The organism is Aeromonas sp. TS_SC_11, from assembly GCF_057318915.1.
The window spans coordinates 1,673,001-1,697,055 of record NZ_CM170470.1 but is presented as its reverse complement, the minus strand read 5'-3'; the positions used below and the strand labels follow the sequence as shown (position 1 = coordinate 1,697,055).

24 protein-coding genes are annotated in these 24,055 nt (G+C 60.8%); 11 read left to right on the top strand and 13 right to left on the bottom strand.

What is annotated here, in order from left to right:
- Positions 1-4 precede the first annotated feature (4 nt).
- The 4 genes from alaS to pncC form a co-directional block, all read right to left on the bottom strand.
- On the bottom strand, positions 5-2,629 hold the full coding sequence (gene alaS / locus AC1P02_RS07990; RefSeq protein ID WP_485184866.1) for an alanine--tRNA ligase: 2,625 nt from the start codon (positions 2,627-2,629) through the stop codon (positions 5-7).
- A 399-nt stretch (positions 2,630-3,028) separates the two neighbouring features.
- Positions 3,029-3,538, bottom strand: coding sequence for a regulatory protein RecX (locus tag AC1P02_RS07985; RefSeq protein WP_485184864.1), 510 nt, complete (start codon positions 3,536-3,538; stop codon positions 3,029-3,031).
- A 35-nt stretch (positions 3,539-3,573) separates the two neighbouring features.
- Positions 3,574-4,635 (bottom strand): recombinase RecA, encoded by a 1,062-nt coding sequence (gene recA / locus AC1P02_RS07980; RefSeq protein ID WP_005315774.1) that lies wholly within the window; start codon positions 4,633-4,635, stop codon positions 3,574-3,576.
- 80 nt (positions 4,636-4,715) lie between these two features.
- The gene (gene pncC / locus AC1P02_RS07975) at positions 4,716-5,207 is read right to left on the bottom strand and encodes a nicotinamide-nucleotide amidase (protein ID WP_485184863.1); all 492 of its coding nucleotides are present in this window, start codon (positions 5,205-5,207) and stop codon (positions 4,716-4,718) included.
- Between the two features lie 201 nt (positions 5,208-5,408).
- On the opposite strand from pncC, the gene ybaK reads away from it, so the two are divergent.
- A complete protein-coding gene (gene ybaK / locus AC1P02_RS07970; protein ID WP_485184862.1) occupies positions 5,409-5,882 on the top strand; it encodes a Cys-tRNA(Pro) deacylase in 474 nt (157 codons plus the stop codon).
- A gap of 40 nt (positions 5,883-5,922) precedes the next feature.
- Here the strand turns inward: ybaK and AC1P02_RS07965 are convergent, their stop codons facing one another.
- From AC1P02_RS07965 to AC1P02_RS07955, 3 genes are all read right to left on the bottom strand, one after another.
- A complete protein-coding gene (locus AC1P02_RS07965) occupies positions 5,923-6,663 on the bottom strand; it encodes a GNAT family N-acetyltransferase (protein ID WP_265466498.1) in 741 nt (246 codons plus the stop codon).
- Entirely contained in the window at positions 6,653-7,090 is a 438-nt protein-coding gene (locus tag AC1P02_RS07960) for a rhodanese-like domain-containing protein (protein ID WP_265433293.1), read from the bottom strand. Before AC1P02_RS07960 ends, AC1P02_RS07965 begins: the two co-directional genes overlap by 11 nt.
- Before the next feature lie 85 nt (positions 7,091-7,175).
- Positions 7,176-7,664: an OsmC family protein gene (locus AC1P02_RS07955; protein WP_021139434.1), complete on the bottom strand. Its 489-nt coding sequence runs from the start codon at positions 7,662-7,664 to the stop codon at positions 7,176-7,178.
- A 131-nt stretch (positions 7,665-7,795) separates the two neighbouring features.
- Here AC1P02_RS07955 and pdxR point away from each other — a divergent pair, with 131 nt between their 5' ends.
- Together pdxR and AC1P02_RS07945 are read left to right on the top strand one after the other, a co-directional pair.
- A complete protein-coding gene (gene pdxR, locus AC1P02_RS07950; protein ID WP_485184859.1) occupies positions 7,796-9,223 on the top strand; it encodes a MocR-like pyridoxine biosynthesis transcription factor PdxR in 1,428 nt (475 codons plus the stop codon).
- 109 nt (positions 9,224-9,332) lie between these two features.
- Positions 9,333-10,211, top strand: coding sequence for a hypothetical protein (locus tag AC1P02_RS07945; RefSeq protein WP_485184857.1), 879 nt, complete (start codon positions 9,333-9,335; stop codon positions 10,209-10,211).
- An 8-nt stretch (positions 10,212-10,219) separates the two neighbouring features.
- On the opposite strand, the gene AC1P02_RS07940 is transcribed toward AC1P02_RS07945, so the two are convergent.
- Complete coding sequence (locus AC1P02_RS07940; RefSeq protein ID WP_155603586.1) at positions 10,220-11,095, bottom strand: LysR family transcriptional regulator; 876 nt, start codon at positions 11,093-11,095, stop codon at positions 10,220-10,222.
- A 126-nt stretch (positions 11,096-11,221) separates the two neighbouring features.
- Here AC1P02_RS07940 and AC1P02_RS07935 point away from each other — a divergent pair, with 126 nt between their 5' ends.
- From AC1P02_RS07935 to AC1P02_RS07920, 4 genes are all read left to right on the top strand, one after another.
- Complete coding sequence (locus AC1P02_RS07935; protein WP_017412989.1) at positions 11,222-11,623, top strand: CidA/LrgA family protein; 402 nt, start codon at positions 11,222-11,224, stop codon at positions 11,621-11,623.
- Positions 11,616-12,305: an LrgB family protein gene (locus AC1P02_RS07930; RefSeq protein WP_005315798.1), complete on the top strand. Its 690-nt coding sequence runs from the start codon at positions 11,616-11,618 to the stop codon at positions 12,303-12,305. The genes AC1P02_RS07935 and AC1P02_RS07930 overlap by 8 nt, the downstream gene beginning before the upstream one ends.
- Positions 12,306-12,363: 58 nt before the next feature.
- Positions 12,364-13,278, top strand: a complete 915-nt coding sequence (locus AC1P02_RS07925; protein WP_290068091.1) for a hypothetical protein — start codon at positions 12,364-12,366, stop codon at positions 13,276-13,278.
- A 77-nt stretch (positions 13,279-13,355) separates the two neighbouring features.
- On the top strand, positions 13,356-14,240 hold the full coding sequence (locus AC1P02_RS07920) for a type 2 periplasmic-binding domain-containing protein (RefSeq protein WP_005315802.1): 885 nt from the start codon (positions 13,356-13,358) through the stop codon (positions 14,238-14,240).
- A 74-nt stretch (positions 14,241-14,314) separates the two neighbouring features.
- Here the strand turns inward: AC1P02_RS07920 and AC1P02_RS07915 are convergent, their stop codons facing one another.
- Together AC1P02_RS07915 and metB are read right to left on the bottom strand one after the other, a co-directional pair.
- Positions 14,315-16,768, bottom strand: coding sequence for a bifunctional aspartate kinase/homoserine dehydrogenase II (locus tag AC1P02_RS07915; RefSeq protein WP_485184855.1), 2,454 nt, complete (start codon positions 16,766-16,768; stop codon positions 14,315-14,317).
- Entirely contained in the window at positions 16,768-17,940 is a 1,173-nt protein-coding gene (metB, locus tag AC1P02_RS07910; protein WP_219591340.1) for a cystathionine gamma-synthase, read from the bottom strand. Before metB ends, AC1P02_RS07915 begins: the two co-directional genes overlap by 1 nt.
- A 295-nt stretch (positions 17,941-18,235) precedes the next feature.
- On the opposite strand from metB, the gene metJ reads away from it, so the two are divergent.
- The 3 genes from metJ to AC1P02_RS07895 all read left to right on the top strand — a co-directional run bounded on the left by metJ (position 18,236) and on the right by AC1P02_RS07895 (position 19,780).
- Complete coding sequence (metJ, locus tag AC1P02_RS07905; protein WP_005315809.1) at positions 18,236-18,559, top strand: met regulon transcriptional regulator MetJ; 324 nt, start codon at positions 18,236-18,238, stop codon at positions 18,557-18,559.
- Positions 18,560-18,598: 39 nt separating this feature from the next.
- Entirely contained in the window at positions 18,599-19,357 is a 759-nt protein-coding gene (locus tag AC1P02_RS07900; protein WP_485185436.1) for an AraC family transcriptional regulator, read from the top strand.
- Between the two features lie 84 nt (positions 19,358-19,441).
- Positions 19,442-19,780: a tRNA-binding protein gene (locus AC1P02_RS07895; RefSeq protein WP_485184853.1), complete on the top strand. Its 339-nt coding sequence runs from the start codon at positions 19,442-19,444 to the stop codon at positions 19,778-19,780.
- 71 nt (positions 19,781-19,851) lie between these two features.
- Here AC1P02_RS07895 and AC1P02_RS07890 read toward each other — a convergent pair whose 3' ends face one another.
- From AC1P02_RS07890 to nudE, 3 genes are all read right to left on the bottom strand, one after another.
- Positions 19,852-21,123, bottom strand: coding sequence for an aromatic amino acid transport family protein (locus AC1P02_RS07890; RefSeq protein ID WP_373967264.1), 1,272 nt, complete (start codon positions 21,121-21,123; stop codon positions 19,852-19,854).
- Positions 21,124-21,535: 412 nt separating this feature from the next.
- Positions 21,536-22,348: a 3'(2'),5'-bisphosphate nucleotidase CysQ gene (gene cysQ, locus AC1P02_RS07885; protein WP_005315821.1), complete on the bottom strand. Its 813-nt coding sequence runs from the start codon at positions 22,346-22,348 to the stop codon at positions 21,536-21,538.
- A gap of 41 nt (positions 22,349-22,389) precedes the next feature.
- Entirely contained in the window at positions 22,390-22,998 is a 609-nt protein-coding gene (gene nudE, locus AC1P02_RS07880; protein WP_058394900.1) for an ADP compounds hydrolase NudE, read from the bottom strand.
- Between the two features lie 148 nt (positions 22,999-23,146).
- Here nudE and yrfG point away from each other — a divergent pair, with 148 nt between their 5' ends.
- On the top strand, positions 23,147-23,815 hold the full coding sequence (gene yrfG, locus AC1P02_RS07875) for a GMP/IMP nucleotidase (protein WP_485184850.1): 669 nt from the start codon (positions 23,147-23,149) through the stop codon (positions 23,813-23,815).
- The last annotated feature ends 240 nt before the right edge of the window (positions 23,816-24,055 follow it).

Genomic DNA, 24,055 nt, shown 5'->3' with positions numbered 1-24,055 from the left:
CCTTTTACAGGCGCTCTTCCAGCCAGGAGTGAACGGATTGCAGGGCCGCAGGCACAGCTTCTGGCTGAGTGCCACCCGCCTGAGCCATGTCAGGACGACCACCACCCTTGCCACCCACCTGCTGGGCCACCAGATTGACCAGCTCACCGGCCTTGACCTTGCCGGTCAAATCGCTGGTCACGCCGGCGATCAGGTTGACCTTGTCATCGCTGCTGGTTGCCAACAGCACGACACCGGACTTCATCCGGTTTTTCAGCTCATCCAGCATGCCACGCAGTGACTTGGGATCCGCCCCTTCCAGCGCCGCTATCAGCACCTTCTGACCGTTTATCTCGATCACCTGGCTCAACAGGTCGCTACCAGCCTGGGCGGCCAGCTTGGCCTTGAGCTGCTCCAGCTCGCGCTCCATCATCTTGGACTTGTCCAGTATCTGGCGCACTTTATCGGCGATGGAGAACTGATCCCCCTTCACCAGAGCAGCTGCCTCTTCGATCTGCTCACCCATCTGGTGCATGAAATCGATGGCACCCTTGCCGGTCACGGCTTCGATGCGACGCACACCGGCGGCAATGCCGCTCTCGGCGATGATCTTGAAGAAGCCGATGTCACCGGTACGCTTGGCGTGAGTACCGCCGCACAGCTCGGTGGAGTAGTCGCCCATGCGCACTACGCGCACGTCGTCTTCATATTTTTCACCAAACAGCGCCATGGCACCGGCCGACTTGGCCGCTTCCAGATCCATTACCTGGGTAGCGATGTCGTGGTTGGCACGGATCTGGGCATTGACCAGCTCCTCGACCCGGCGAATGGTCGCCATGGTCAGTCCTTCGAAGTGGGAGAAATCGAAGCGCATGCGCTCGGCTCCCACCAGAGACCCTTTCTGAGTCACGTGATCCCCCAGCGCCTGGCGCAGGGCTGCGTGCAGCAGGTGAGTCACAGAGTGGTTCAGGGCCACAGCCTGACGACGCTCGCCATCGACCACGGCTTCGACCAGGGCGCCTTTCTCCAGGGTACCCAGCTCCAGATAACCCTTGTGGATGATGGCCTTGCCCGCTTTCTGGGTATCGGTCACGGCGAAGATGCCGTCATCTACCTTGAGCACACCGCAATCACCCACCTGACCACCGGACTCGGCGTAGAAGGGAGTCTCGGCCAGTACCACGACGGCTTCTTCACCGGCGATGAGGCCATTCACTTCGACGCCATCCTTGTAGATGCCGACGACGCTGGTTTTCTGGCTCAGCTGCTTGTAACCGGTAAACGGGGTCTCGAAGTCGAGCTTGAGCACCTCGTTGTAGTTCACACCGAAGCTGGAGGCCTCTTTCGCGCGGGCACGCTGCTTCTCCATCTCGGCATTGAAGCCCTCTTCGTCGATGCCGATCTCGCGCTCGCGCACCACGTCGGCGGTCAGGTCAGCCGGGAAGCCGTAAGTGTCATACAGCTTGAACACCACCTCGCCAGGTATGACCTTGGCATCACCCAGGTTGGTCAGCACGTCTTCCAGCAGCAGCAGGCCGCGATCCAGCGTACGGACGAACTGCTCTTCCTCGATGCGCAGCACGCGCTCGACCAGCGGCAGCTGGGCGATCAGTTCGGCGCCCACGTCTTTCATCTGCACCGCCAGTTCGGCAGCCAGCTTGTAGAAAAAGACGTCGGTGGCACCCAGCTTGCGACCGTGACGCACGGCGCGGCGGATGATGCGACGCAGCACATAGCCACGGCCTTCGTTGGACGGCATGACGCCGTCAGCGATCAGGAAGGCGCAGGAGCGGATGTGGTCGGCGATGACGCGCAGGGACTGATTGTTCAGATCCGTGGTGCCGACTATCTCGGCCGCTTTCTTGATCAGCGCCTGGAAGATGTCGATCTCGTAGTTGGAGTGCACGCCCTGCATGATGGCGGAGATACGCTCCAGACCCATGCCAGTATCCACGGACGGACGGGGCAGCGGTTCCATGGTACCGTCAGCCTGACGGTTGAACTGCATGAACACCACGTTCCAGATCTCGATGAAACGGTCGCCATCTTCTTCTGGTGAACCGGGAGGGCCACCCCAGATATGATCTCCATGGTCATAGAAGATCTCGGTACAGGGGCCACACGGACCTGTATCACCCATCTGCCAGAAGTTATCGGAAGCAAAGGCTGCCCCCTTGTTGTCACCGATGCGCACTATGCGCTCGACCGGCACACCCACTTCATTTGCCCAGATATTGAAGGCTTCATCGTCCGTTTCATACACGGTTACCAGCAAGCGCTCTTTGGGCAGCTGGAGAGTACCGGTCAGGAATTCCCAGGCAAAACGGATGGCGTCCTGCTTGAAGTAGTCACCGAAGCTGAAGTTGCCCAGCATTTCGAAGAAGGTGTGGTGACGAGCGGTATAGCCGACGTTTTCCAGGTCATTGTGTTTACCACCGGCACGCACGCAACGCTGGGAAGTGGTTGCCCGATTGTAGGCACGCTTGTCTGCACCAAGGAACACATCCTTGAACTGGTTCATGCCTGCATTGGTAAACAACAGGGTCGGGTCGTTATGCGGTACCAGCGAGCTGGAAGAGACAACCTGGTGCCCCTGGGAGCGGAAATACTCGAGAAACGCAGCGCGTATCTCTGACGTGGACATATACATGGAAAATCCTGCTTGATTCGAATACGGACTTTTAACCGCATTAATGTAAGTTTTCTGCGGAGTAAAGTAAAACGTGCCAGCCGGTCACGGGTGAAAAAGTGCGCATAAATGTGTGTTGGCAGGCAATGGAGGCAGACAAGCCGTTTTTGCAGAGAAAATACGGCCACACGCGGGGGAATATTCGTGGCAAAACGGGTCGGTGACCCTACAGAAAAAAGGAACTTACCCTCAATACGCGGACGTGGGCCTGCCGTTCGATCTGTGCACCGCTTGGTGGCTTGATGTGACGCGACCTGTGGCCTCATAGGCTGACTGGCGGTCACCCAGAACAATGCAGGAACAAGGCCTGTATCGGGATAATGGCACAGTCAGCACGGTTGATGGCATGCCGCTTCCAGATCAATCGTCTTGAGTTTCGCTCTCCCTCATGGTAGCGATGGCATAACGGGCCTGATCCTGATTAAACCCGCGCCCTAGCAGATACTTGAGCCACTTCATCCGCAGTTTGAAGTCACCCAGATCGCTGGCTCTGGCTCGCCGCTCAAGCAGTGCCAGAGCCAGCTCGAACCAGTCCAGTTCAGGCTGATCGAACGCGGCCTCTATCTTGCCATCGTCCAGCCCCTTGCGACGCAGCTCAAAGCGGATCTTGATGGGACCATGGCCCTTGGCAGCACCGGATCGCACCGCCATGGCACCATAGCGCTCGTCATTGACCCAGTTATACTCGCGGCAGTAGTCGACGACAGCGCAGGCGACATCTTCGTTGAAACCCTGCTGGTGCAGCCGGTTGGCCAGTTCAGACTCGGCGCTCTCGCGGCGAGCCAGACTGCGCATGGCAAATGCGCGGGCGGCAGCAAACTGCTCTTCGAAGGAGGGTTCAGTGGGTTCGCAGTTAGGTGTATCAGTCATAAATGACAAGGCCGGGGGTTAGCCCGGCCTCACTGTTATTCGAACTCTTGTTCGCTTTCGGCTTCGAGCTCGTCGGCATCCGCCACGACCGGCTTCTCGGCAGGCACATCGCCGGAGAGCAGCAACTCACGCAGTCTGGCTTCCACCTCGGCCGCCATCACCTTGTTCTCGGTGAACAGCTTCATCACGTTGGCCTTGCCCTGACCTATCTTCTCGCCGTTATAGCTGTACCAGGCACCGGCCTTGTCGATCAGCTTGTGCTTGACGCCGAGATCCACCAGCTCACCTTCCTTGGAGATACCAACACCGTAGAAAATCTGGAATTCAGCCTGCTTGAAGGGAGGCGCAACCTTGTTCTTGACCACCTTGACGCGGGTCTCGTTACCGACCACTTCGTCACCTTCCTTGATGGCGCCGATGCGACGGATGTCCAGACGTACTGAGGCGTAGAACTTGAGCGCGTTACCACCGGTAGTGGTTTCCGGGCTGCCGAACATGACACCAATCTTCATCCGGATTTGGTTGATGAAGATACACAGGCAGTTGGCGTTCTTGATGTTGGCGGTCAGCTTGCGCAGCGCCTGGGACATCAGACGAGCCTGCAGACCGACGTGGGAATCACCCATCTCGCCTTCGATTTCTGCTTTCGGCGTCAGAGCGGCCACCGAGTCGACGATGATGACGTCAACGGCGTTGGAGCGTACCAGCATGTCGCAGATTTCCAGCGCCTGCTCACCGGTATCCGGCTGGGAGATCAGCAGGTCATCAACGTTGACACCCAGTTTGGCTGCATAGATGGGGTCGAGGGCATGCTCTGCATCGATAAAGGCACAGACCTTGCCTTTCTTCTGAGCTTCCGCAATCACCTGCAGGGTGAGGGTGGTTTTACCGGAAGATTCCGGACCATAGATCTCGACGATACGGCCGCACGGCAGACCGCCGATACCCAGCGCCACGTCCAGGGAGAGGGAACCGGTAGAAATAGCTTCGATATCCATGGTCTTGCTGTCGCCCAGACGCATGATGGAGCCTTTGCCGAACTGCTTTTCAATCTGACCCAGCGCAGCCGCCAGTGCCTTCTGTTTGTTCTGATCCATGCCAATCTCCGCTGGAAATCGTGAGTAATAAGTGAAGTTGGGCTAAGTATACTGTCTATTCATACAGTATCAAGCCCAATTTATCTGAGCAGGGCCAAGAGTCCGGACAAGGCCTGTCTGACCGCCTGCTGGCGTACCTGACGCCGGTCACCGTCGAAACGGGCGAGCAGGGAGTGGTGACGGCCGTTGCTGTCGGCCCAGGCGAACCAGACGGTACCGACAGGTTTGTCTTCGGTTGCACCACCCGGGCCTGCGATACCGCTGATGGCCACGCTGATGGCGGCCGACGAGTGGGCCAACGCGCCACGGGCCATCTCCAGCACCACAGCCTCGCTTACGGCCCCGTGCTGCTGCAGACTCTCGCCGCTCACCCCCAGCATCTGCTGCTTGGCCTGGTTGGTATAGGTGACGAAGCCGCGATCGAACCAGCCAGAGCTGCCGGCAATGTCGGTGATGGCCGTTGCCACGCCACCGCCGGTACAGGATTCGGCGGTAGCCGCCAGCCAGCCTCGCTGGCCCAGGGCCTTGCCCAGTTCGGTGGCGAGGTGCTCTATCTCTGTGTCCAGTTTCATCCCGGCTCCCTAGCTCGTTGAGGAGGCTCATTATGCGATCCTGCTGCCATCCCCCGCAACCGGAGCAGGGCAGCAGCCCGCCTTGCCGGTCTCAGCACGGCCATACTGGCAGCCGGATGTCATTCGTTCAGAGCTCATCATTGCATCTATCGACTCGCGAGAGCAGACTGTTTGGCCTTGTTTTGACTCAAGGCAACCACCATGACTCCTGCCATCAACCTGCTGAAAAAGCTCAAGATCCCCCATAAGCTCTACCCCTATGAATGCGATGCTCACGACGATTTCGGCAAGCACGCCGCGACCCGGCTCGGCCTGCCGGAAGCCCAGGTGTTCAAGACCCTGATTGCCCATCATGACAAGCAGGCAGTGGTGGCCATAGTGCCTTCATCCGGCATGTGCAGTCTCAAACAGCTGGCCAAGGCCACGGGTTTGAAAAAGGTGGAGATGATGAAACCGGCGGAGGCCGAGAAGCTGACCGGTTACAAGGTGGGGGGCATCAGCCCGCTGGCCCAGAAGAAGCTGCTGCCAACCGTACTCGATGACTCCGCCATGGCGTTTGACGAGATCCTGGTGAGCGGCGGCAAACGCGGCCTCTCGGTCGGGGTGGCGCCGCAAGATATGCTGACGCTGATGAAATGGATTGCGGCCCCGATTGGTGAACACCAGGAGGACTAGTCAAAAAGAGAGGCCCAGGCCGACCCTGAGCCTCTGCATATCACTCGACTTTCCCATGACAGGCGGTGGTCAGATCGGATAACCGCAGCCGCTGCCTGCCAGCCTCATCGAAGTTCTCCTCTGCCAACCAGCGCGTGAAACACGCCTGCAGGGCGGGCCACTCGCTGTCGATCACCGAGAACCAGGCGGTATCCCGACTGCGTCCCTTGTCTACCCTGTTCTGGCGAAATGTCCCCTCATAACTGAAACCGAGCCGCAGCGCCGCCCGCCAGGAGGGCTTGTTGAGGGCATTGCACTTCCACTCGTAGCGCCGGTAGCCGAGAGCAAAGGCGTTGGCCATCATCAGCGCCATGGCCGCCGTCGCCAGACGCGACTGTTGCAGGGCCGGCGAGAAGTGCAGCCAACCCACCTCAATGCTGCCCGCCTGGGGATCGATGCGCAGGTAGCTGGCGAGCCCCAGCGCCTTGCCGCTGTCGGCGTCCGTTTTTGCGTCCACTATGGCGTAGAACTGGGGATCAGCCTTGGCGACGCACTGTTGCAGCCAGGCCTGCATGGCCGCCTCATCGGCGAAGGGACCACTGGTGAGATAGGTCCACATGGCCCCACTGTCGGTGCCGAACGCCTGCCAGAGAGCGGGTCCGTGGCGCTCGGGATCAAGCGGCTCCAGCCGGCAGCCCCAGCCTGACAGTGGCTGATGAGGAGGAAACTCGGCCCCGCGCCAGTCGGGCAAAGGGACACCAACCGCTTGGTCAAACTCGTTCAGATGATGATCAGCAGCCACAGGTCATTCCCCCTTCCAGCAAAACGCCCGCATCCTCACCGAGGGCAACGGCAAAGCCGTCCTGACGCCACCAGTGCAGACCACCGATCAGCTCCTTGACCTGAAAGCCCAGCGCCGCCAGTTTGTAGGCCCCTTGAGTCGACCCGTTGCAGCCTATGCCATCGCAGTAGCAGACATAAACCTTGTCCCGCGCAAGGATGGCCGTCGTCGCCGGATTCATGGAGCCATGGGGGAAAGAGACGGCCCCTGGAATATGCCCCAGCCGGTAATGCTGCGCGGTTCGAGTGTCGATGACGACGATGCGCTCTTCTTTTTCCAGCAGATCGGCAGCCAGGTCCGCCGGGTCGGTGCGAAATCTCAGCTGGGCTTCGAAAAAGGCGCTGGCGTCCATCGGGCTGGCAAGACCCGTACTCAATACATGACTCATGGTGAAGCTCCTTGTGACTAAACCCGGAACCGGGTGGTGGCGATGGTGTTGACCTGGCTGATGAGGTCGGAGGCCAATACATGGCTCATAGGGAAGCCTCCCGTGGCCACAGTACGATTTGGGTGGTCACTGTGGTCCTGACCGAGTTGGCGATGAAGCACTCCTCGTGGGCCTGGTGGTGCAGTTGCTCCAGCTCGGCCAGGGTCGGCTGGCGTGCGCCGCCAAACAATACCTGCGGACGCAGGGTCACCCGGGTAATCGACTGACGCCCCCGTTCATCCACCTCCATGACGCCAATCGCCTGATCCCGATAGCGGTCCACCAGATAGCCTTGCTTGGCCACCAGCCAGAGAAAGGTCAGCATGTGGCAGCTGGAGAGGGCGGCCACAAAGGCCTCCTCCGGATCAACGTGCTCGGCCACCGACCAGGGCAAGGGCACGACCTGAGGGGATGAAGAAGCGGCCACCCTGACGCCGCCGTCGAATTCCCATTGATGGGCCCGACTGTAGCGCTGATCGAGGAAGCGCTCGCTGGCACCTCGCTCCCAGCTGATGATGGCGCTGTATTCCGACATGCAGACTCCTTTCGTTGCCAATGTGGTTGCTCATGTTCCTTGCGCACCAATGTAACGGGATAATGGCCTTGCCACGCCGACCAATTTTGCCAATATGGGCAGACCAATTATGCCAAGCGCCGGAGATAGCCATGCCCGCCCTGCCAACCCTGTTTGCCACTCAGCAAGCCAGCGATCTGCCGCTGCACGAGCAGCTGGTGCGCACCCTGCGCGGTGCCATCCTGGCCGGCCATCTGCCCCAGCACAGCCGGCTGCCCGCCAGCCGTATGCTGGCAGGGGATCTGGGGGTCTCCCGCAGCACGGTAGAGCTGGCTTATGGTCGACTGGAGGCGGAAGGTTATCTGGTGCGCAAGGTGGGGGCCGGCAGCTTTGTAGCCCTGGCAGCGGTATGCCCGGCGCCACGTCCGCCCCAGTCGGCGGCCGGACTCTCCCGCCGTGGTCAGGAGATGGCAGCAGGCGGTGCCTGTCATGACACACCAGACATCGGCACCTCGTTTGCGTCCAGTCAGCCTGACTCCCGCCTCTTCCCCCATGCGCTCTGGGGTCGGCTGATGCAGCAGCAGTGGCGCCAGCAGGGTGAACGCTGGATGAACTATGGCGACCCGCAAGGCTTGCCTGAGCTGCGGGCCGCCATCAGCAGTTATCTGGTGCAGTCCCGCGGCGTGGTGTGCGAACCGGATCAAATCCTGATCCTCACCAGTTCCCAGCAGGGGATACTGCTGGCGACCCAGCTGCTCATCGATGCCGGTGACACCGTCTGGGTAGAGGATCCCGGCTACCCCGGGGCCCGTACCGCCATGGAGAGCGCCGGTGCCAAAGTGCACCCTGTGCCAGTGGATGGGGAGGGGCTCAACCCGCTGGGACAACACCCGGCGCCCCGCCTCATCTACACCACGCCGGCCCACCAGTACCCCCTGGGCGTGCCCATGAGCCTCGCCCGCCGAATGGCGTTGCTGAGGGAGGCCGAGCGTCACGGCGCCTGGATCCTGGAGGACGATTACGATGGGGAATATCAGTACGATCAGCGCCCGCTGCCCGCCTTGCAGGGGCTGGATAACCAGGGGCGAGTCATCTATGTGGGGACCTTCAGCAAGGTGCTGTTCGGTTCGTTGCGACTCGCCTATCTGGTACTGCCAAGGCCGCTGATGAGTGCCTTCTGCCAGGCCAGGGCGGCCTTTGATGGCCACAGCAACCAGTTGCAGCAGGCGGTCACCGCAGATTTCATCCGCGCCGGTCATTTCGCCACCCACCTGCGCCAGAGCCGGCTCATCTACCAGAGCCGGCGCGACCTGTTGCTGGCCGAGCTGGCCAGCCACTGCCCCCTGCTCACCCCGGTTCACAGCGGCGCCGGGCTGCAATGCGCCGTGCTGTTGCCCGCTGGCGGCGAGACCCGCTGGACCAACCCCGCCAATGCCCGGGGCATAGGTCTTCGTCCACTCGGACAGTTCTACCTCGGCGAGCCAAATCTGGAGGGCTGGCTGCTCGGCTTTGGCGCCCTCGACAACCAGACACTGCGCCAGCTATGTCGCCAGTTGGGAAACTTGATGAAGTCATCCTGATGGCGGTGTGAACGCACTCTTCGCCGAGCAGATACGTGGCCTGCGACCGGGCAAGACCCGAAAACAGCGAACTATAATGGATGCAAGATAGCCGTTGAGCCTAGCCGAGATGTATAGACTCCTGTTTCTGACCCTCTGCCTTTTCCTCCCTTCCATTCTGATGGCAGCTACCCGTTTCACCTATATCAGCCCGGAGAGCGAACGGGATCCCCGCATGACCTATGACAGAGAGCTGCTACGGCTGGCGCTCGACAAAACCCGCGACATGTTTGGTGACTATGAGCTGGTGCCCGCCCCCATCATGACCAAGGACAGAGCGCGCATCAGCCTGCAATTCAACAGCTTTACCAACCTGTTCGTCATGGACAGTTACAGCAGCAGGCGCAATGGGAAGGGGCTGGCCTATGTGCGCTTTCCCATTCATCTGGGCATCGTCAGCTACCGCATCTGCTTCGTCAGCCCCAAGCAGCAGACTGCCATGGCTGGGGTAACCGATCTGGACGGGTTGCGCCGTTTCACCTTTGGCCAGGGCAAAGGCTGGCTGGATGTGGAGATACTGCGCCATGCCGGTCTCAAGGTCGTGGAGGTGGTGAGTTACGAGATGCTGTTCAAAATGGTGGCTCGTGGCCGTTTCGATCTCTTGTGCCGCGGCGCGAGCGAATTGCGCAGCGAACAGCTGACCCACAAGGACGTTGCGAACCTGCTGGTAGACGAGCATCTGCTGCTCTACTACCCGCTACCTCGGCTCTTTTACACCAACATGGCAAATGGTGATGCCCTGAAACGGGTAGAGGTCGGTCTGCACCGGGCATGGCAGGACGGATCCCTGCAAGCGCTGTGGCGCCACAGCTTCGGCCCCGCCATCGCCTTTGCCGGGCTCAAGCAGCGGCGCATGCTGCGACTGGAAAACCCCTTCCTCGAGGGGATCAACTTCGACTATCTCCCCTACTTCTACAACCCCATGACGGATAGCTTCGGCAAAGGCTGAGCACGATTTCAGCCCTGCTCGCGGCAGAGCGCGAGCCAGGCTTCGGCGGTGCGGGAGAGATAGCGATCGCTCGGCCAGATCACCCCGAGCCGCCAGCTGAGTTCAGGCAAAAGCGGCCGCAGCACCAGCCCGTCCGGTGTCAGCCGCCGACAGATGGGCTCGGGCAGGAAGGCAATCCCCATGCCACTGCGCACCATGGCGGTGAGAAAGTCCCACTGGCTGCTGCGGGCTGCCACCTGGGGCACGAAGCCCGCTTGCTGGCATGCCTGCTCCAGCCGCTCGCTCAGGGTGAAGGCCTGGGTGTAAAGCAGGAAGGGTTCATCACGCAAATCCTCCAGCCGGATCTCACGGCATGCGCGCCAGCGCGGCAAGTCCGGCAGCACTACCTGAATGGGATACTGATCCAGCTCCAGCGCGCTCAGGGCGCCCCCCTCCCGGGTCGGCAGCATGGTGATGGCAAGATCCAGCTCCCCCGCCAGCACAGCCTGCTCGATGCGCCGACCACCATATTCGACGATGGAGAGCTCCACCTTGGGATAACGGCTGCGATAGGTACGAATGAGATCCGCATAGACGTGACCCACCATGGGTGGTATGCCGAGGGCCAACCGGCCAAATTGCAGGCTCTGCAGATCGGCGAGTTCCGCCTCCAGCTGCTGCATCTCGGCCAATATGGTCTGGGCCCGGTTGAACAGCACCTGGCCGCTGTCGGTCAGGGTGAAGCGGCGCCCCTCGCGGTTGAGCAAGGGTTGGCCCAGCTCCTCCTCGATGTTGCGGATCATCTTGCTGATGGTGGGCTGGGTGACGAACAACTTCTCGGAGGCGCGGGTGAAGCTTTGCTCCCGCACCAGTTCCACAAAGTAACGCAGGGCTCGGATATCCATGGTGCTCTCTATGCTGGCTGGAACCTTGATCATGCCTCTTTGGCATGAATTTGATAATTTAAATTCATTTTTTGCAGGTTTAACCCGTCTCTATACTGTGAGCCAGTTCACAGAAAGACACCCATCATGAAAGCCCTCTGCATTCGCTGGTTCCAGACTCCCTTTCAAATCGCCCTGCTGGCCGCCATCTGGCTGCTGGCCGATGCGGCGGTACGAACCTTCCACCTGCCGTTGCCCGCCAACCTCACCGGCATGCTGGCGCTGCTGGTCCTGATCCTGCTCGGCGTGGTCAAGACCCAGTGGTTCAGCGCAGGTGCCCGCTGGCTGCTGGCCGAGATGCTGCTGTTCTTCGTGCCGGCCGTGGTGGCCGTGGTCAACTATCAGGATCTGCTGTTGCAGGAGGGGTGGCGCATCATGCTGGTCTTGCTGATCAGCACCACCCTGGTGCTGGGCACCACTGCGCTGGTGGTGGACAGGGTCTATCGCCTCGAACTGAAGCTCGCCCGCCGGAGTCGCCGCCATGTCTGATACCCTGCTCGGCCTGCTCTGCTTCGCCCTTACCCTGCTGTTCTACTACGCCAGCAAGTGGCTCTATGGCCGCAAGCGCATACTGCCCCTGATGCCGCTGCTGCTGGCACCCACCCTGCTGGTGGCCGTGGTGCTGCTGTTTCACATCCCCTATCAGGACTACATGGCTCAATCCCACTGGCTGCTCTGGTTGCTGGGACCGGCCACCGTCGCCTTCGCCGTACCCGTCTACGAGAATCGCCAGCTGATCCACCGGCACTGGCTCTCCCTCTCGGTAGGCGTCGTCGCCTCCGTCATCATGGCTGTGGGCAGCACAGTGCTGCTGGCGCGCTGGTTGCACCTCTCCGACATGTTGCAGCGCAGCCTGGCGATGCGCTCCATCACCACACCGTTCGCGGTGGAAGCGACCCGCGCCATCGGCGGCCAGACCGATCTCACAGCGCTGTTTGTGGTGCTGACCGGGGTGATCGGCATGGCGGTGGGAGAGAGCGTGCTCACCCTGCTCGCCATCCGCAGCCGCCTCGGCAAGGGGGCCGGTTTCGGCGCCTCGGCCCATGGCGCCGGTACCGCCAAGGCGTACCAGATGGGTAACGAGGAGGGCGTCGTCTCCAGCATGGTGATGATGATAGCGGGCATGGTGACGGTGCTGCTCGCCCCCCTGCTCGGCCGGATGTTCTGGTAGCACGGGCAAACAGGCTGGGCACACTACACTCAAGCAAGAGTGTGTCTGGAAACATCGCATGATCCGTTATGGCCTGTTCCTGTTCTGGTTGCTGCTTGGCAACCTGCTGCTGACCCAGCCCCTGCTGGCGGTCGAGATTTTTACGCATGCCAGCCCGGAGAGCGAACAGGACAAGCGGGCATCTTATTACCGTGATCTGCTGCAGCTGACACTGGATAAAACCCGTGACAGCTACGGCGAGTATGAACTGCAGGCCGCACCGCCCATGAACCGGGTACGGCTGCGGCTAGCCATACAGCAGGGAAGCTATCCCAACTTTTTTGCGGTGGATAGCCAGCGCCCGGCCAGTGAAGCCGAGTCTCTCGACTATGTTCCCTTCCCGGTAGACCTCGGCATACTGAGTTATCGGATCTGTTTTGTCAGTCCCCAGCGTCAACAGGCACTAGCCAGACTGACTCGCCTTGATGAGTTGAAAAGCTTCCTCCATGGCCAGGGGCGAGGCTGGCAGGATGTCACCATTTTGCGTCATGCAGGCATGCGAGTGCAGGAGGTCGACAACTACGAGCGCCTGTTCAAGCTGGTAGAGCGGGGCCGGATCGACCTGTTCTGCCGGGGGGCCAACGAGCTGCTTACCGAGCTGGAAACCCACAGGGATCTCACCCGCCTCACGGTCGATCAACACATAGCCCTCCACTATCCCTTCATCCACCTCTTCTATACCCACAAGGGGAACAAGCACGCCCTCAAACGCATCCAGACAGGACTGTTACTGGCCTGGCAAGATGGCTCCCTGCAGACGCTCTGGCTCAAGACCTTCAAGCCAGCCCTCGACTTTGCCAGACTGGATAAACGACGGCTGTTCCGGTTGGACAATCCGCAACTCCGGGAGCTGGAGATTGACTACCGCGACTACACCTACGATCCGCTCAGGGGCACCTTTGGCTCAGGCGGCACGAGAAACGGCGAGCCCTGACACCAGGTGACACAGACGCAGTAACACGGCAGCAGCCACTATATTCAGAAGAGTCTATTTTTCGACAGGAGGTCGTGATGATCTGGTTCTCTCTGCTTGTCCTCTTGCTGACCCTGTCGGCGCAGGCTGCCACACCGACTCTGTTCACCCACATGAGCCCTGAGAGTGAACGGGATCCCAGAGTCACCTATGACCGTGAACTGCTGCGACTGGCGCTGGAGAAGACTCGCGCCAGCCATGGTGACTTTCAATTGCGAGCCGCCCCCCCCATGACATTGGCCAGGATGTGGATCAGCCTGCGCTTCAACCACTATCCCAACCTGTTTGCCATGGACAGCTACCGCTCAGACCGTGACATGACGGGGGTCGACTATGTTCGTTTCCCCATCCATCTCGGGATCGTCAGCTACCGCATCTGCTTCGTCAGCCCCCAACAGCAGGCAGCCGTCGCCAGCGTCACCACCCTGGATCAGCTGAAGAAGTTTACTCTCGGCCAGGGCAAGGGCTGGCTCGATGTACAGATCCTGAGGCAGGCAGGGTTCAAGGTGCAGGAAGTAGAAGGCTATGAGCTGCTGTTCAAGATGGTGGCACGCGGTCGCTTCGATCTCTTCTGTCGCGGGATCAACGAGTTGCCGCAGGAGAAACTGAACCACAAGGAGATCAGGGACTTGGTCATGGATGAGAGCATAGCCCTCTACTATCCCCTGCCCCGGGTCTTCTTCGCCCACAATGCCAATCGGGAGGCCATACAGAGAGTAGAGGCCGGGCTGAAAGCCGCCTGGCAAGACGGTTCGTTGCAAACCCTCTGGCTCAACACCTTCAAACCTTCCCTCACCTTCGCCCACCTCGATACACGCCGCCTGTTTCGGCTTGAGAACCCCTTCATCAAGGGGATAGGCTTCAACTACCAGGCTTACTTCTACGATCCGGTCCACAGCCGGTTCGGGCCGGGCGAGCCATAGCAAGAGGGCGCCAACCGGGCACCCTCTGTTTATTTGCGGTGACAGCGCCAGATCCGAGCGTCACTCTTCTCACCTCAGAGGCTGGCGCAGATCTGCCACAGGTCGTACTGGATGGCGGCGGCCGTTACTTCCCGCCCTGCCCCCGGCCCCTGTATCACCAGCGGGTTGGTACGATAGCTGTCGCTCTCGATGGCGAACACGTTGTCACAAGGCAGCAAATTGGCGAACGGGTGGTGAGGCTCCAGCGCCTCCAGCCCGACCCTGGCCTTGCCATCGTGCTCGAAGCGGGCGACGTAGCGCAGCACCTTGCCAACCCGACGCGCCCCTTCAAATGCGGTCTGGATCGGGTCATCCAGCTCTTTCAGCCTGTCCATGAACTGATCCGTGCTCACCTTGCGCAGTGTCACCGGCACCAGGTTTTCCAGTTCGATATCGGCGGAATCCAGCTCGAAACCCGCCTCCCGCGCCAGGATCAGCAGCTTGCGGCGCACATCCTGGCCGGAGAGATCCTCGCGGGGGTCCGGCTCGGTCAGGCCGTGTTGCCACGCCTCGTCCACCAGCTCGGAGAAGGGGCGAGTGCCGTCATACTGCTGGAACAGCCAGGAGAGGGTGCCGGAGAAAATACCCGAGACCCCCTGAATGCGGTCGCCGCTCTGGCGCAGCATCTGGATGCTGGACTGGATCGGCAGCCCGGCGCCCACGGTGGCGTTGTAGCGCCACTGCACCTGATGATCGCGGCAGGTCTGCTTGATGCGCTGGTAGAACTCGCTCTCGGCGGCACCGGCAAACTTGTTGGCGGCGATGATGTGAATACCGAGCTGGGCAAAATCCGGGTAGTAGCGACTCACCGTCTCGCTGGCGGTCAAGTCCAGGGCAATCAGCGTATCGAAACTGTGCTGCTCCAGCTGGGTCAGCAGTTCGGGCCAGATCAGCGGTTTGGGGTTGAATTTGTCCTGCACCTTGAGGGGATCCAGCCCCTCTTCGTCCAGCAGCCCCCCTTCCGAGCTGAACACCCCGTACAGGGTCAACGCCAGATTGAGCTCACGTTCGAGCCGCGCCTTCTCGCGGGCATAGAGGGTGAGCCAGTGGCCGCCTATGTTGCCCTTGCCAAATACCACCAGCCCGACCCGGGTAGGGCGACTGAACAGGGCGCTGTGCAAGGCGATGAGCAGGGGCTCCAGCACCACCTGACGCAGCACGGCCACCAGGCTCAGGCCATCTCTGGCCACCTGCACGAACTCCAGCGGCTGATCCGCCAGCAACTGATAGAAGCGGTGACACTGCTCTGCGTTGTCGGTGACACCGGCGCCCACCAGGGCCACCAGACTGAACCCCTCTTTCTGGATGAGACCGGTGAAGCTGCCCTGCAGCTGGAAGTCACGCAGTATCTCGAAGGCCCCTTCCGCCACTTCCAGGGTATAGGCCAGACGCAGCACCCGCCGATCAGGCTGGCGCTGCAGGGTGAGCGGATTGAGGCGATGACGGGCCAGATGGGCTTCGATGGCCGCTACCGTCTGCTCATAGTGGGTCTGCGGCAACACTTTCAGCTCGATGAGAGCGATCTGATCCACCGAAGAGACGATGCGGGCACCACCGGAGCGCGGTGCCCGGCGCAGTATGTGAGTGCAGCCCTCATCCGGGTTGTAGCTGCAGCGCAGGGTGAGACGCTGGCGACTGTCCGCCACCGGTTGCAGGGTACGGGAGTGCAGTACGGACGAACCGAGGCGAGCCAGCTCGTTTGCTTCTGCCAGACTGAGACGCTCCAGCAGGCGCGCCTCCTTCACCCGGCGCGGATCGGCGCTGTAGACACCGGCCACGTCGCTCCAGATGGTGGTGGATTCGCCATCAGCCAGGGCTGCCAAGAGGCTGGCGCTGTAGTCGGAGCCGTTGCGCCCGAGCAGCAGGGAGCGCCCCTCCATGTCGGCGGCGATGAAACCTGTCACCACGATGCGACCGGCATGTTCGGCCAGACGGGCCTTGAGCAGTTCACTGGAAAGGGCCGTATCCACCTTGACCAGGGCACCATCCTCGGCACGCAGGAAGCTGCGGGCATCAAGCCAGATGGCCTTCTCACCGCGGCTGGTGAGCAGGGCGGCCAGCAGGCGCGCCGACCACACTTCGCCAAAGGCGAGCAGGCCGTTGCGGGCGAAGCGGTCAAACTGCCCCTCCAGGGTCTTGGCGATCAGCTGCATGTCGTCGGCCAGCTGCTGGCTGAGATCGAGCTGCAGCTCTCCCTCCAGCAGGCCATCGATGAGGCTCTGCTGATAGGCTTGCAGCGCAGAGATGGCTTCACCGGCCGCCTCATCCCCCGCATCGGCCAGCTCCACCAGCTGGATCAAGCGGTTGGTGGTCTTGCCGGCGGCGGAGACCACGACGAGCTCATCCCCGCCAACCTGCTGTTCGACGATAGCGGCGACCCGGCGATAGCAGACCGGATCCGCCAGACTGCTGCCACCGAATTTGTGTACCTGCCGCCGCTTCAACCCTGCTTGTGTTGCCACCGCTATATCTCCTTGCTGCTGTTCCATTACTTCGCCACCTGTTCTGCCAGCTGCGCCTGTTCAAAAGCCTGAGCCAGATCGGCCACCAGATCTTCACCGTGTTCAATACCTACCGACAGCCGCAGCAGCTGGGCGCTGATGCCCGCCGCCTGCTGCGCCGCCGGTGTCATGGCCCTGTGGGTCATGCTGGCCGGATGGGCCACCAGACTCTCCACCCCGCCGAGGGACTCGGCTACCGAAAAGAGGGTGAGGGCCGCGAGGAAGGTGCGTAATCCCGCCTCGCTGCAATCGAGTTCAAAACTTAGCATGGCGCCGAAGCCGGACTGTTGACGGCGCGCAATATCATGGCCTGGATGGCTCTGCAGGCTGGGATGATAGATTTTTTTGACCAGCGGCTGTTGCTGCAGAAAGGCGAGAATGCGATCCGTGTTCTCCTGATGGGCGCGCAATCTGGGAGCCAGGGTGCGCAGGCCGCGCAGGGTGAGGTAGGAGTCGAACGCCCCGGAGGTGAGTCCCAGACAGTTGGCCCACCATACCAGTGATTCAGCCAGCGCGGGATCCTTGGCAATGGCCACGCCCCCCACCACATCGGAGTGGCCATTGATGTACTTGGTGGTGGAGTGCACCACAACATCGGCACCCAGCGACAACGGCTGTTGCAGCAGCGGAGAGAGGAAGGTGTTGTCCACCACCACCTGGGCACCCACCTCATGGGCGGCGGCGGCGATGGCGGCGATGTCCACTACCCGCAGCAAGGGGTTGGAAGGGGTCTCCACCCACACCAGCGCCGGCTTCTGTGTCAGCGCCTCTGCCAGTGCGGCCTCATCACCCTGATCGACAAACTGCACCCGATAGTGGCCCTTGGCAGCCAGATACTCGAACAGGCGCCAGGTACCGCCGTAACAGTCGTGAGGGGCGATCAGCAGATCCGCCGCCTTGAGCAGAGCCGTGGTCACCAGATGAATGGCCCCCATGCCAGTGCCGGTCACAACGGCGCCAGCGCCTCCTTCCAGCGCCGCCAGGGCGTCCGCCAGATTGGTGCGGGTCGGGTTGCCGGAGCGGGCATAATCGTATTGACGAGGCTCGCCAAAGTCGGCAAATGTGTAGTTGCTGGAGAGGTAAATGGGCGGCACCACGGCACCGTGCTGCGTGTCTGTTTCAATCCCGGTGCGTACCGCCAGGGTGGCCTTATGACTCATGCTGCTCTCCTTGGCTTTGTGACTGGGCGATTGATCCGGCTCGATTTCCGATGCAACGTACCGGCAGGGTAGCCTTGTGGGTCATTTCCGCTCTCCTTGATGTGTCTCGGGACTGTGTCTGCGGCTTCTCTGCCACACTCATCCCCGCCATTGCTGGCTCATGGTGAACCACACTACGCCACTGCAAAAAAGCCGTCAACACTTCTGGACGTCTAAATGGCTTTGCTGTTGGATTGCCATTAATTTCCTTAAGGGTTAAAATCCGCGCTCACGGCCAAATGAGAACAGGTGAATCATGGGTACAGAGTGGAACGGCGACTACGTCAGCCCCTACGCAGAACACGGCAAGAAGAGCGAACAGGTCAAGAAGATTACTGTCTCGATCCCGCTCAAGGTGTTGAAGGTGTTGACCGATGAGCGCACCCGTCGCCAGGTGAACAACCTGCGTCATGCGACCAACAGTGAGCTGCTCTGTGAAGCCTTCCTGCACGCTTTCACCGGTCAGCCGCTGCCCTGCGACGACGATCTGCGCAAGGATCATCCGGACAGCGTCCCCGCCGAGGTGCGCGCCATCATGGAAGCGCTGGGCAAAGAGATCGAAGATTTCGACGCAGAGTAATACCTGCGACCTATGCCAAACAGCAATCCCTCTTTGAAGATGACGCGGCCCCAGGCCGCGTCATTGCTATCTACCTCCTCCCCCTTCAGCCTGCGCCACTACCAGAGCGACATCAGCAGCCACAGCCACGACTTCGCCCAGCTGGTGATCCCCCTGGACGGCCCCCTCGAGATCGAGGTGCAGGGCCAGGGACGTCGCCTTGCCCCCGGTTTTATCTGCGTGATAGCCCCCGGCGAGCGGCACGACTACGCCGCCGATCCGGCCCTCTCGTTTCTGGTGCAGGAGAGCGACTGGCTCCCCGGCGATCTGGCGGCCCGCCCCTTTATCGAGCTGGACGAGCCCCAGCGCCACTACCTCGCCTTCCTGCACCGCATGGTGGCAGCGGGTCGACAGGTCGCCGGGATGGAGCAGGTGTGGCTCTCCCTGCTGGCACAAGGGCAAGAAATGCACTCCTCTGTACCTCCTCGCCTTGCCGCCCGTATCTTCAAGGTGCAGCGCCATATCGAGGCCCATCTCGCCGAGCCCCTTGGCAATGAGCAGCTCGCCGCCATCGCCTGCCTCGGTCAGAGTCAGTTCAAGCACACCTTTCGCCAGCAGCTGGGGATGAGCGTCTCCCACTACATACGGGCACGGCGCATGACACTGGCACGCACCCTGCTTTCCCACACCCAACTGCCCATAGGCGAGATCGCCAGTCGCTGCGGCTACCAGAATCAGGGAGCCTTCGCCGAGCGCTTCCTGACCGAGAGCGGGCTGACCCCTTCCCTCTGGCGCCAGCAAAACGGCCTTTTGCCGTAACAGGGCGGCCAGTCACCGAAGACAGCCAGCGCCGTTTCGAGGCATGCTGAGGCCAATGCAAGGTGTATGAAACGAGGAGCCAAGATGCAGACCATAAGCTGGCAGCAGTTCGAGATGATAGAGCTGAGAGTGGGCACCCTGGTGCGGGTCGAGCCCTGCCCCGAGGCACGCCGGCCCGCCTACAAGGTGTGGGCGGATTTCGGTCCCGAGCTCGGGGTACGCAAGAGCAGCGCCCAGATAACGGACCTCTATCGACCTGAGGAGCTGGTGGGCCGCCAGATAGTCGCCGTGGTGAACTTTCCCCCCAAACAGATAGGCCCCATCCAGTCGGAGTTTCTACTGACCGGTTTCTACCGGGCGGATGGCGCCGTGGTAATGGCCATCCCGGAGCGGGAGGTGGAGAATGGCGCCAAGCTGGGCTGATACCATTGGCCCCATGAAATGAGAGAGGCGACTCCGGGGTCGCCTCTCTCATTTTTTACCGCCGCTCGCCGTTACTTCAACAGGCTGAAGATCAGCGCCGACACCGCCAGCGCCCCGGTCAGCAGGATAAAGCCGTTGGTCCAGCCCTGGCGGAAGCGGGCCAGCGCCTCCACCTTGTAGACCGCTATCACCGGCATGATGAAGAGGATCATGGCGATGACGGGGCCGGAGAGGGTCTCCATCAGACCCAGGATACCCGGGTTGATGACGGCTGCACCCCAGATGGCAAAGAACATCAGGGCGATGCCCAGCTTGTCCGCCTTGGCCAGCGACAGGCCGGTGGGCTTGGCGATCAGGCTCTTGAGGCTCTCGCGGGCACCGAGGAAATGGCCGAGGAAGGAGGAGCTGATGGCGATAAAGGCGATGAGCGGCCCTAGCGTCACTATCACAGGGTTGTCGGTGATGTTGGCAAGATAGGAGAGCACCGAGACGTTCTGGGCTTTGGCTTCGGCAAGCTGGGCCGGAGTGAGGCTTAGCACGCAGGAGAAGACGAAGAAGAGCACGAATCCCACCAGCATTATGGTGGTGTTGCGCAGGATCAGGCCGCTTTTGGCCTCGGCCTGCTCGCCATATTCCCGGCGCTGCACATTGGCAAAGCCAGAGATGGCGGCGGCGTGGCTGAAGGCAAACACTGTCACCGGCAGTGCCAGCCAGACGGTATTAAGGAAGCTGCCGCCATCAAAGGCGGTGACTTCCGGCCACTGCCACTGGGGAATGAGATAGCAGGAAAGCGCCGCCAGAATGGCAGCCAGCGGATAGACCATGAAGGCAAAAGCGCGCAACATCGCCTTCTCCCCGGCCATCATCACGGCGATCATGGCAAACACCAGCATGCCGGAGAGCATCACCCGGTTCGGGGTCGCCATGCCGAGCTGGTTGACCATGAAGCTCTCGACCGTGTTGGTCAACCCGACGCCGTAGATGAGCAGTATGGGGAAGATGGAGAGGAAATAGAGCGCCGAGATGAGCCGACCGGCCATCTTGCCGAAGTGCTCCTCGGCCACCTCGGTGAAGTCAGCATGAGGACGGGAGGAAGAAAGCACGAAGCGGGCCAGCCCGCGGTGAGCCAGGAAGGTCATGGGGCCAGCCAGTACGGCGACTATGACCAGGGGCCAGATACCGCCCAGGCCCAGGTTGATGGGCAGAAAGAGTATGCCGGCACCAACTGCGGTGCCAAACAGGCTGATCACCCAGTGGGTATCATGGCTGCGCCAACGGGCAGTGCTGGTAACGGCTGGCTGGGAAGCAGACAGCTCCTTGACGACATCTACAGATAAACTCATTACTAATCCACTTTTTGTCAGTGTTTTAATCTGAGCATATTGTGGTTTATCAGGATTTAATTCTCAAAATAAGGGACTGAAACATATCACTACCATAACGCGCTCAAGCCAGTGAGATAGGGAATTCAATCGGGATTGGATAATCGTGTAAAACTACAAAACAGAAAAATTGCGATATATAAATCCAAATTTACATCCATACTCACTTTTTTATTTTGACCAAATGATCGTTCGCAGGATTACCTGAAAATCCATGCCAAATCTTCCCGCTCGATGATGACGTTCCACTGTCATTCACGTTCTTTGCCAGTGGATACTCCTATGCATGCCGGATAAAAGCAGCGGATCACACCAGACAATCAGGCGACCATGAGGTCGCCTGATTGAGTCTTGCGATGACATGTCAGGCAACTCAGTGAGCGAGAATAGTGCCCCAGGCGAGATCCGGATCTCCCATCACTATGAAGTCCGGGTTCTCCAGCGACTCGGTTTCGTTGTAGCTGAGCGGTTGCAACGCCAGGCTGAGGATACGGCCACCGGCCGCCTCGACGATGCACTGGGCAGCGGCGGTATCCCACTCGCCGGTGGGGCCGAGTCGCACATAGCAATCTGCAGCCCCTTCCGCCACCAGGCAGGACTTGAGGGAGCTGGAACCGAGCGGTATCAGCTCGTAGTTGATGGCCGGATTGAGGCGACGGGTCAGATTCTCCAGCTTCTGGCGACGGCTGATGGCCACCACCAGAGAGTCTGGCTGGTCATGTTCGTGATGCATGGCGCTGATGGGCAAGGTCTCGCCGTTCACCTCCTTGAAGGCGCCGTGACCACGCACCGCCCAGTAGAGCACGTCAGACTCGGGGGCGTAGATGACACCAAGCACCGGCACATTGTCCCGTACCAGGGCGATCAGGGTGGCGAAATCGCCGCTGCCGGCAATGAACTCGCCGGTGCCGTCAAGGGGATCCACCAACCAGTACTGCCGCCAGTTGGATCGCTGACTGAAGGGCACATCAGCCGCCTCTTCGGTCAGCACAGGTACATGGGGGGTGAGCGCCGACAGCGCCTGTTTGAGGTAGGCATCGGCAGCAAGATCGGCACTGGTGACCGGGGTCGCATCCTCCTTCAGCTGACGCTCGAACTGACCGCCGTGATAGATTTCGTGAAGGATACGTCCCGCTTCGCGGGCGATCTCCTTGACCCCTGGAACCCAGGCCAACAACTCCTGCATCTTGTTATCCTCTGTTTTTATTGCCTTTGCCCACGTTCGGGCTAGTTTTCCTGCTCCGCCAGCCACTTCTGGGCCAGCAGCAGGGCACTGATGCTGCGCGACTCGGTAAAGTCGGAACGCGCCAGCAATTCATCAATCCGGTTGAGCGGCCAGGGGATCACCTCCAGAGGCTCGGGTTCATCGCCGACCCGCTGCTCGGGGAAGAGATCCCTCGCCAGCAGTATGTCCATCCGGCTGGAGAAGTAACCCGGCGCCAGTGACACCTGCTTGAGGGGGATCAGGCTGTTGGCGCCAAAACCGGCCTCCTCCATCAGCTCCCGGTTGCCCGCCTCGAAGGCGTTCTCACCCGGGTCGATCAGCCCCTTGGGAAAGCCCAGCTCGTAGGAGTGGGTGCCAGCCGCGTACTCGCGCACCAGCAGCAGGGTGTGGGCGTCATAAAGGGGCACCACCATGACGGCGCCCCGGTTGCCTCCCCGCATCCGCTCATAAACTCGCTCCTCGCCATTGGAGAATTTGAGGTGCAGGGATTCCACCTTGAACAGCCGGCTCTCGGCCACTATCTCGGCCTTGAGGATCTCCGGCTTGTTCTTGTCGAGATCCAGGGTCTCGACACAGATATGCTCGGGCTTGCTCTTGTGGTGGTCACTCATCGGGCGTTGGCTGCTCGTTAAAAAATAGTGCTTCAAGAGTAAACGACTCCCACACCGAACACCACGGGGCAAGGACGGGAAAACGGACGGAAAAATCCGTTATAATGCCGCCCCGTTTTCCTCCCGAATATTGACACCAAGAGGCCCCATGCCGACCCAGCTGCCCTGGCACCAGATAGATACTGTTTTGCTCGATATGGATGGCACCCTGATCGATCTCCATTTTGACAACCACCTCTGGCAACAACTGGTGCCGGCACGCTACGCAGAGCGACTCGACCTGCCGCTGGACCAAGCCAGAGCACAGATCGATGCCCACTATCACGCCGTCAGCGGCACCCTCGACTGGTACTGTGTGGATTACTGGAGCCAGACCCTGGGGCTGGATATTCGCGCCCTCAAGCAGGAGATCCTGGAGAAGATCCAGTGGCGGCCCAACGTCATCCCCTTCCTTGCCGAGCTGCGGGCGGCTGGCAAGCAGCTGGTGCTGTTTACCAACGCCCACCCCGCCAGCCTGTCGGTCAAGGAGGCGCGGCTCGGGCTCGCCGGGCATCTGGACCTGATGGTGAGCACCCACGAGCTGGGCTGGTCGAAGGAGAGCCAGCACTGCTGGCAGGCGCTGGCTGCTCGACTGGCGTTCGATCCGGCCCGCACCCTGTTTGTGGATGACAGCGAGCGGATCCTGCGCGCCGCCGCCGACTACGGCATCGGCTATCAGCTTGCCATCCAGAATCCGGACAGTTGCCAGCCCGAGCAGCACATCACCGCCTTCCCGGCGATCCGTGACTATGCCGAACTGCTGCCGCTGACTACTTGATACCGATACGGGGACAGGATTCACCACCCTCCCCGATGTATTCCGTGACTACGCCGAACTGCTGCCGCTGGCTACTTGATACCGATACGGGGACAGGATTCACCACCCTCCCCGATGTATTCCGTGACTACGCCGAATTGCTGCCGCTGACTATTTGATGCCGATACGGGGACAGAATTCACCGCCTTCCCCAGCATACCAAGCGGCTGACAGACGGGGACGCACAATGGAAAGGGCTGC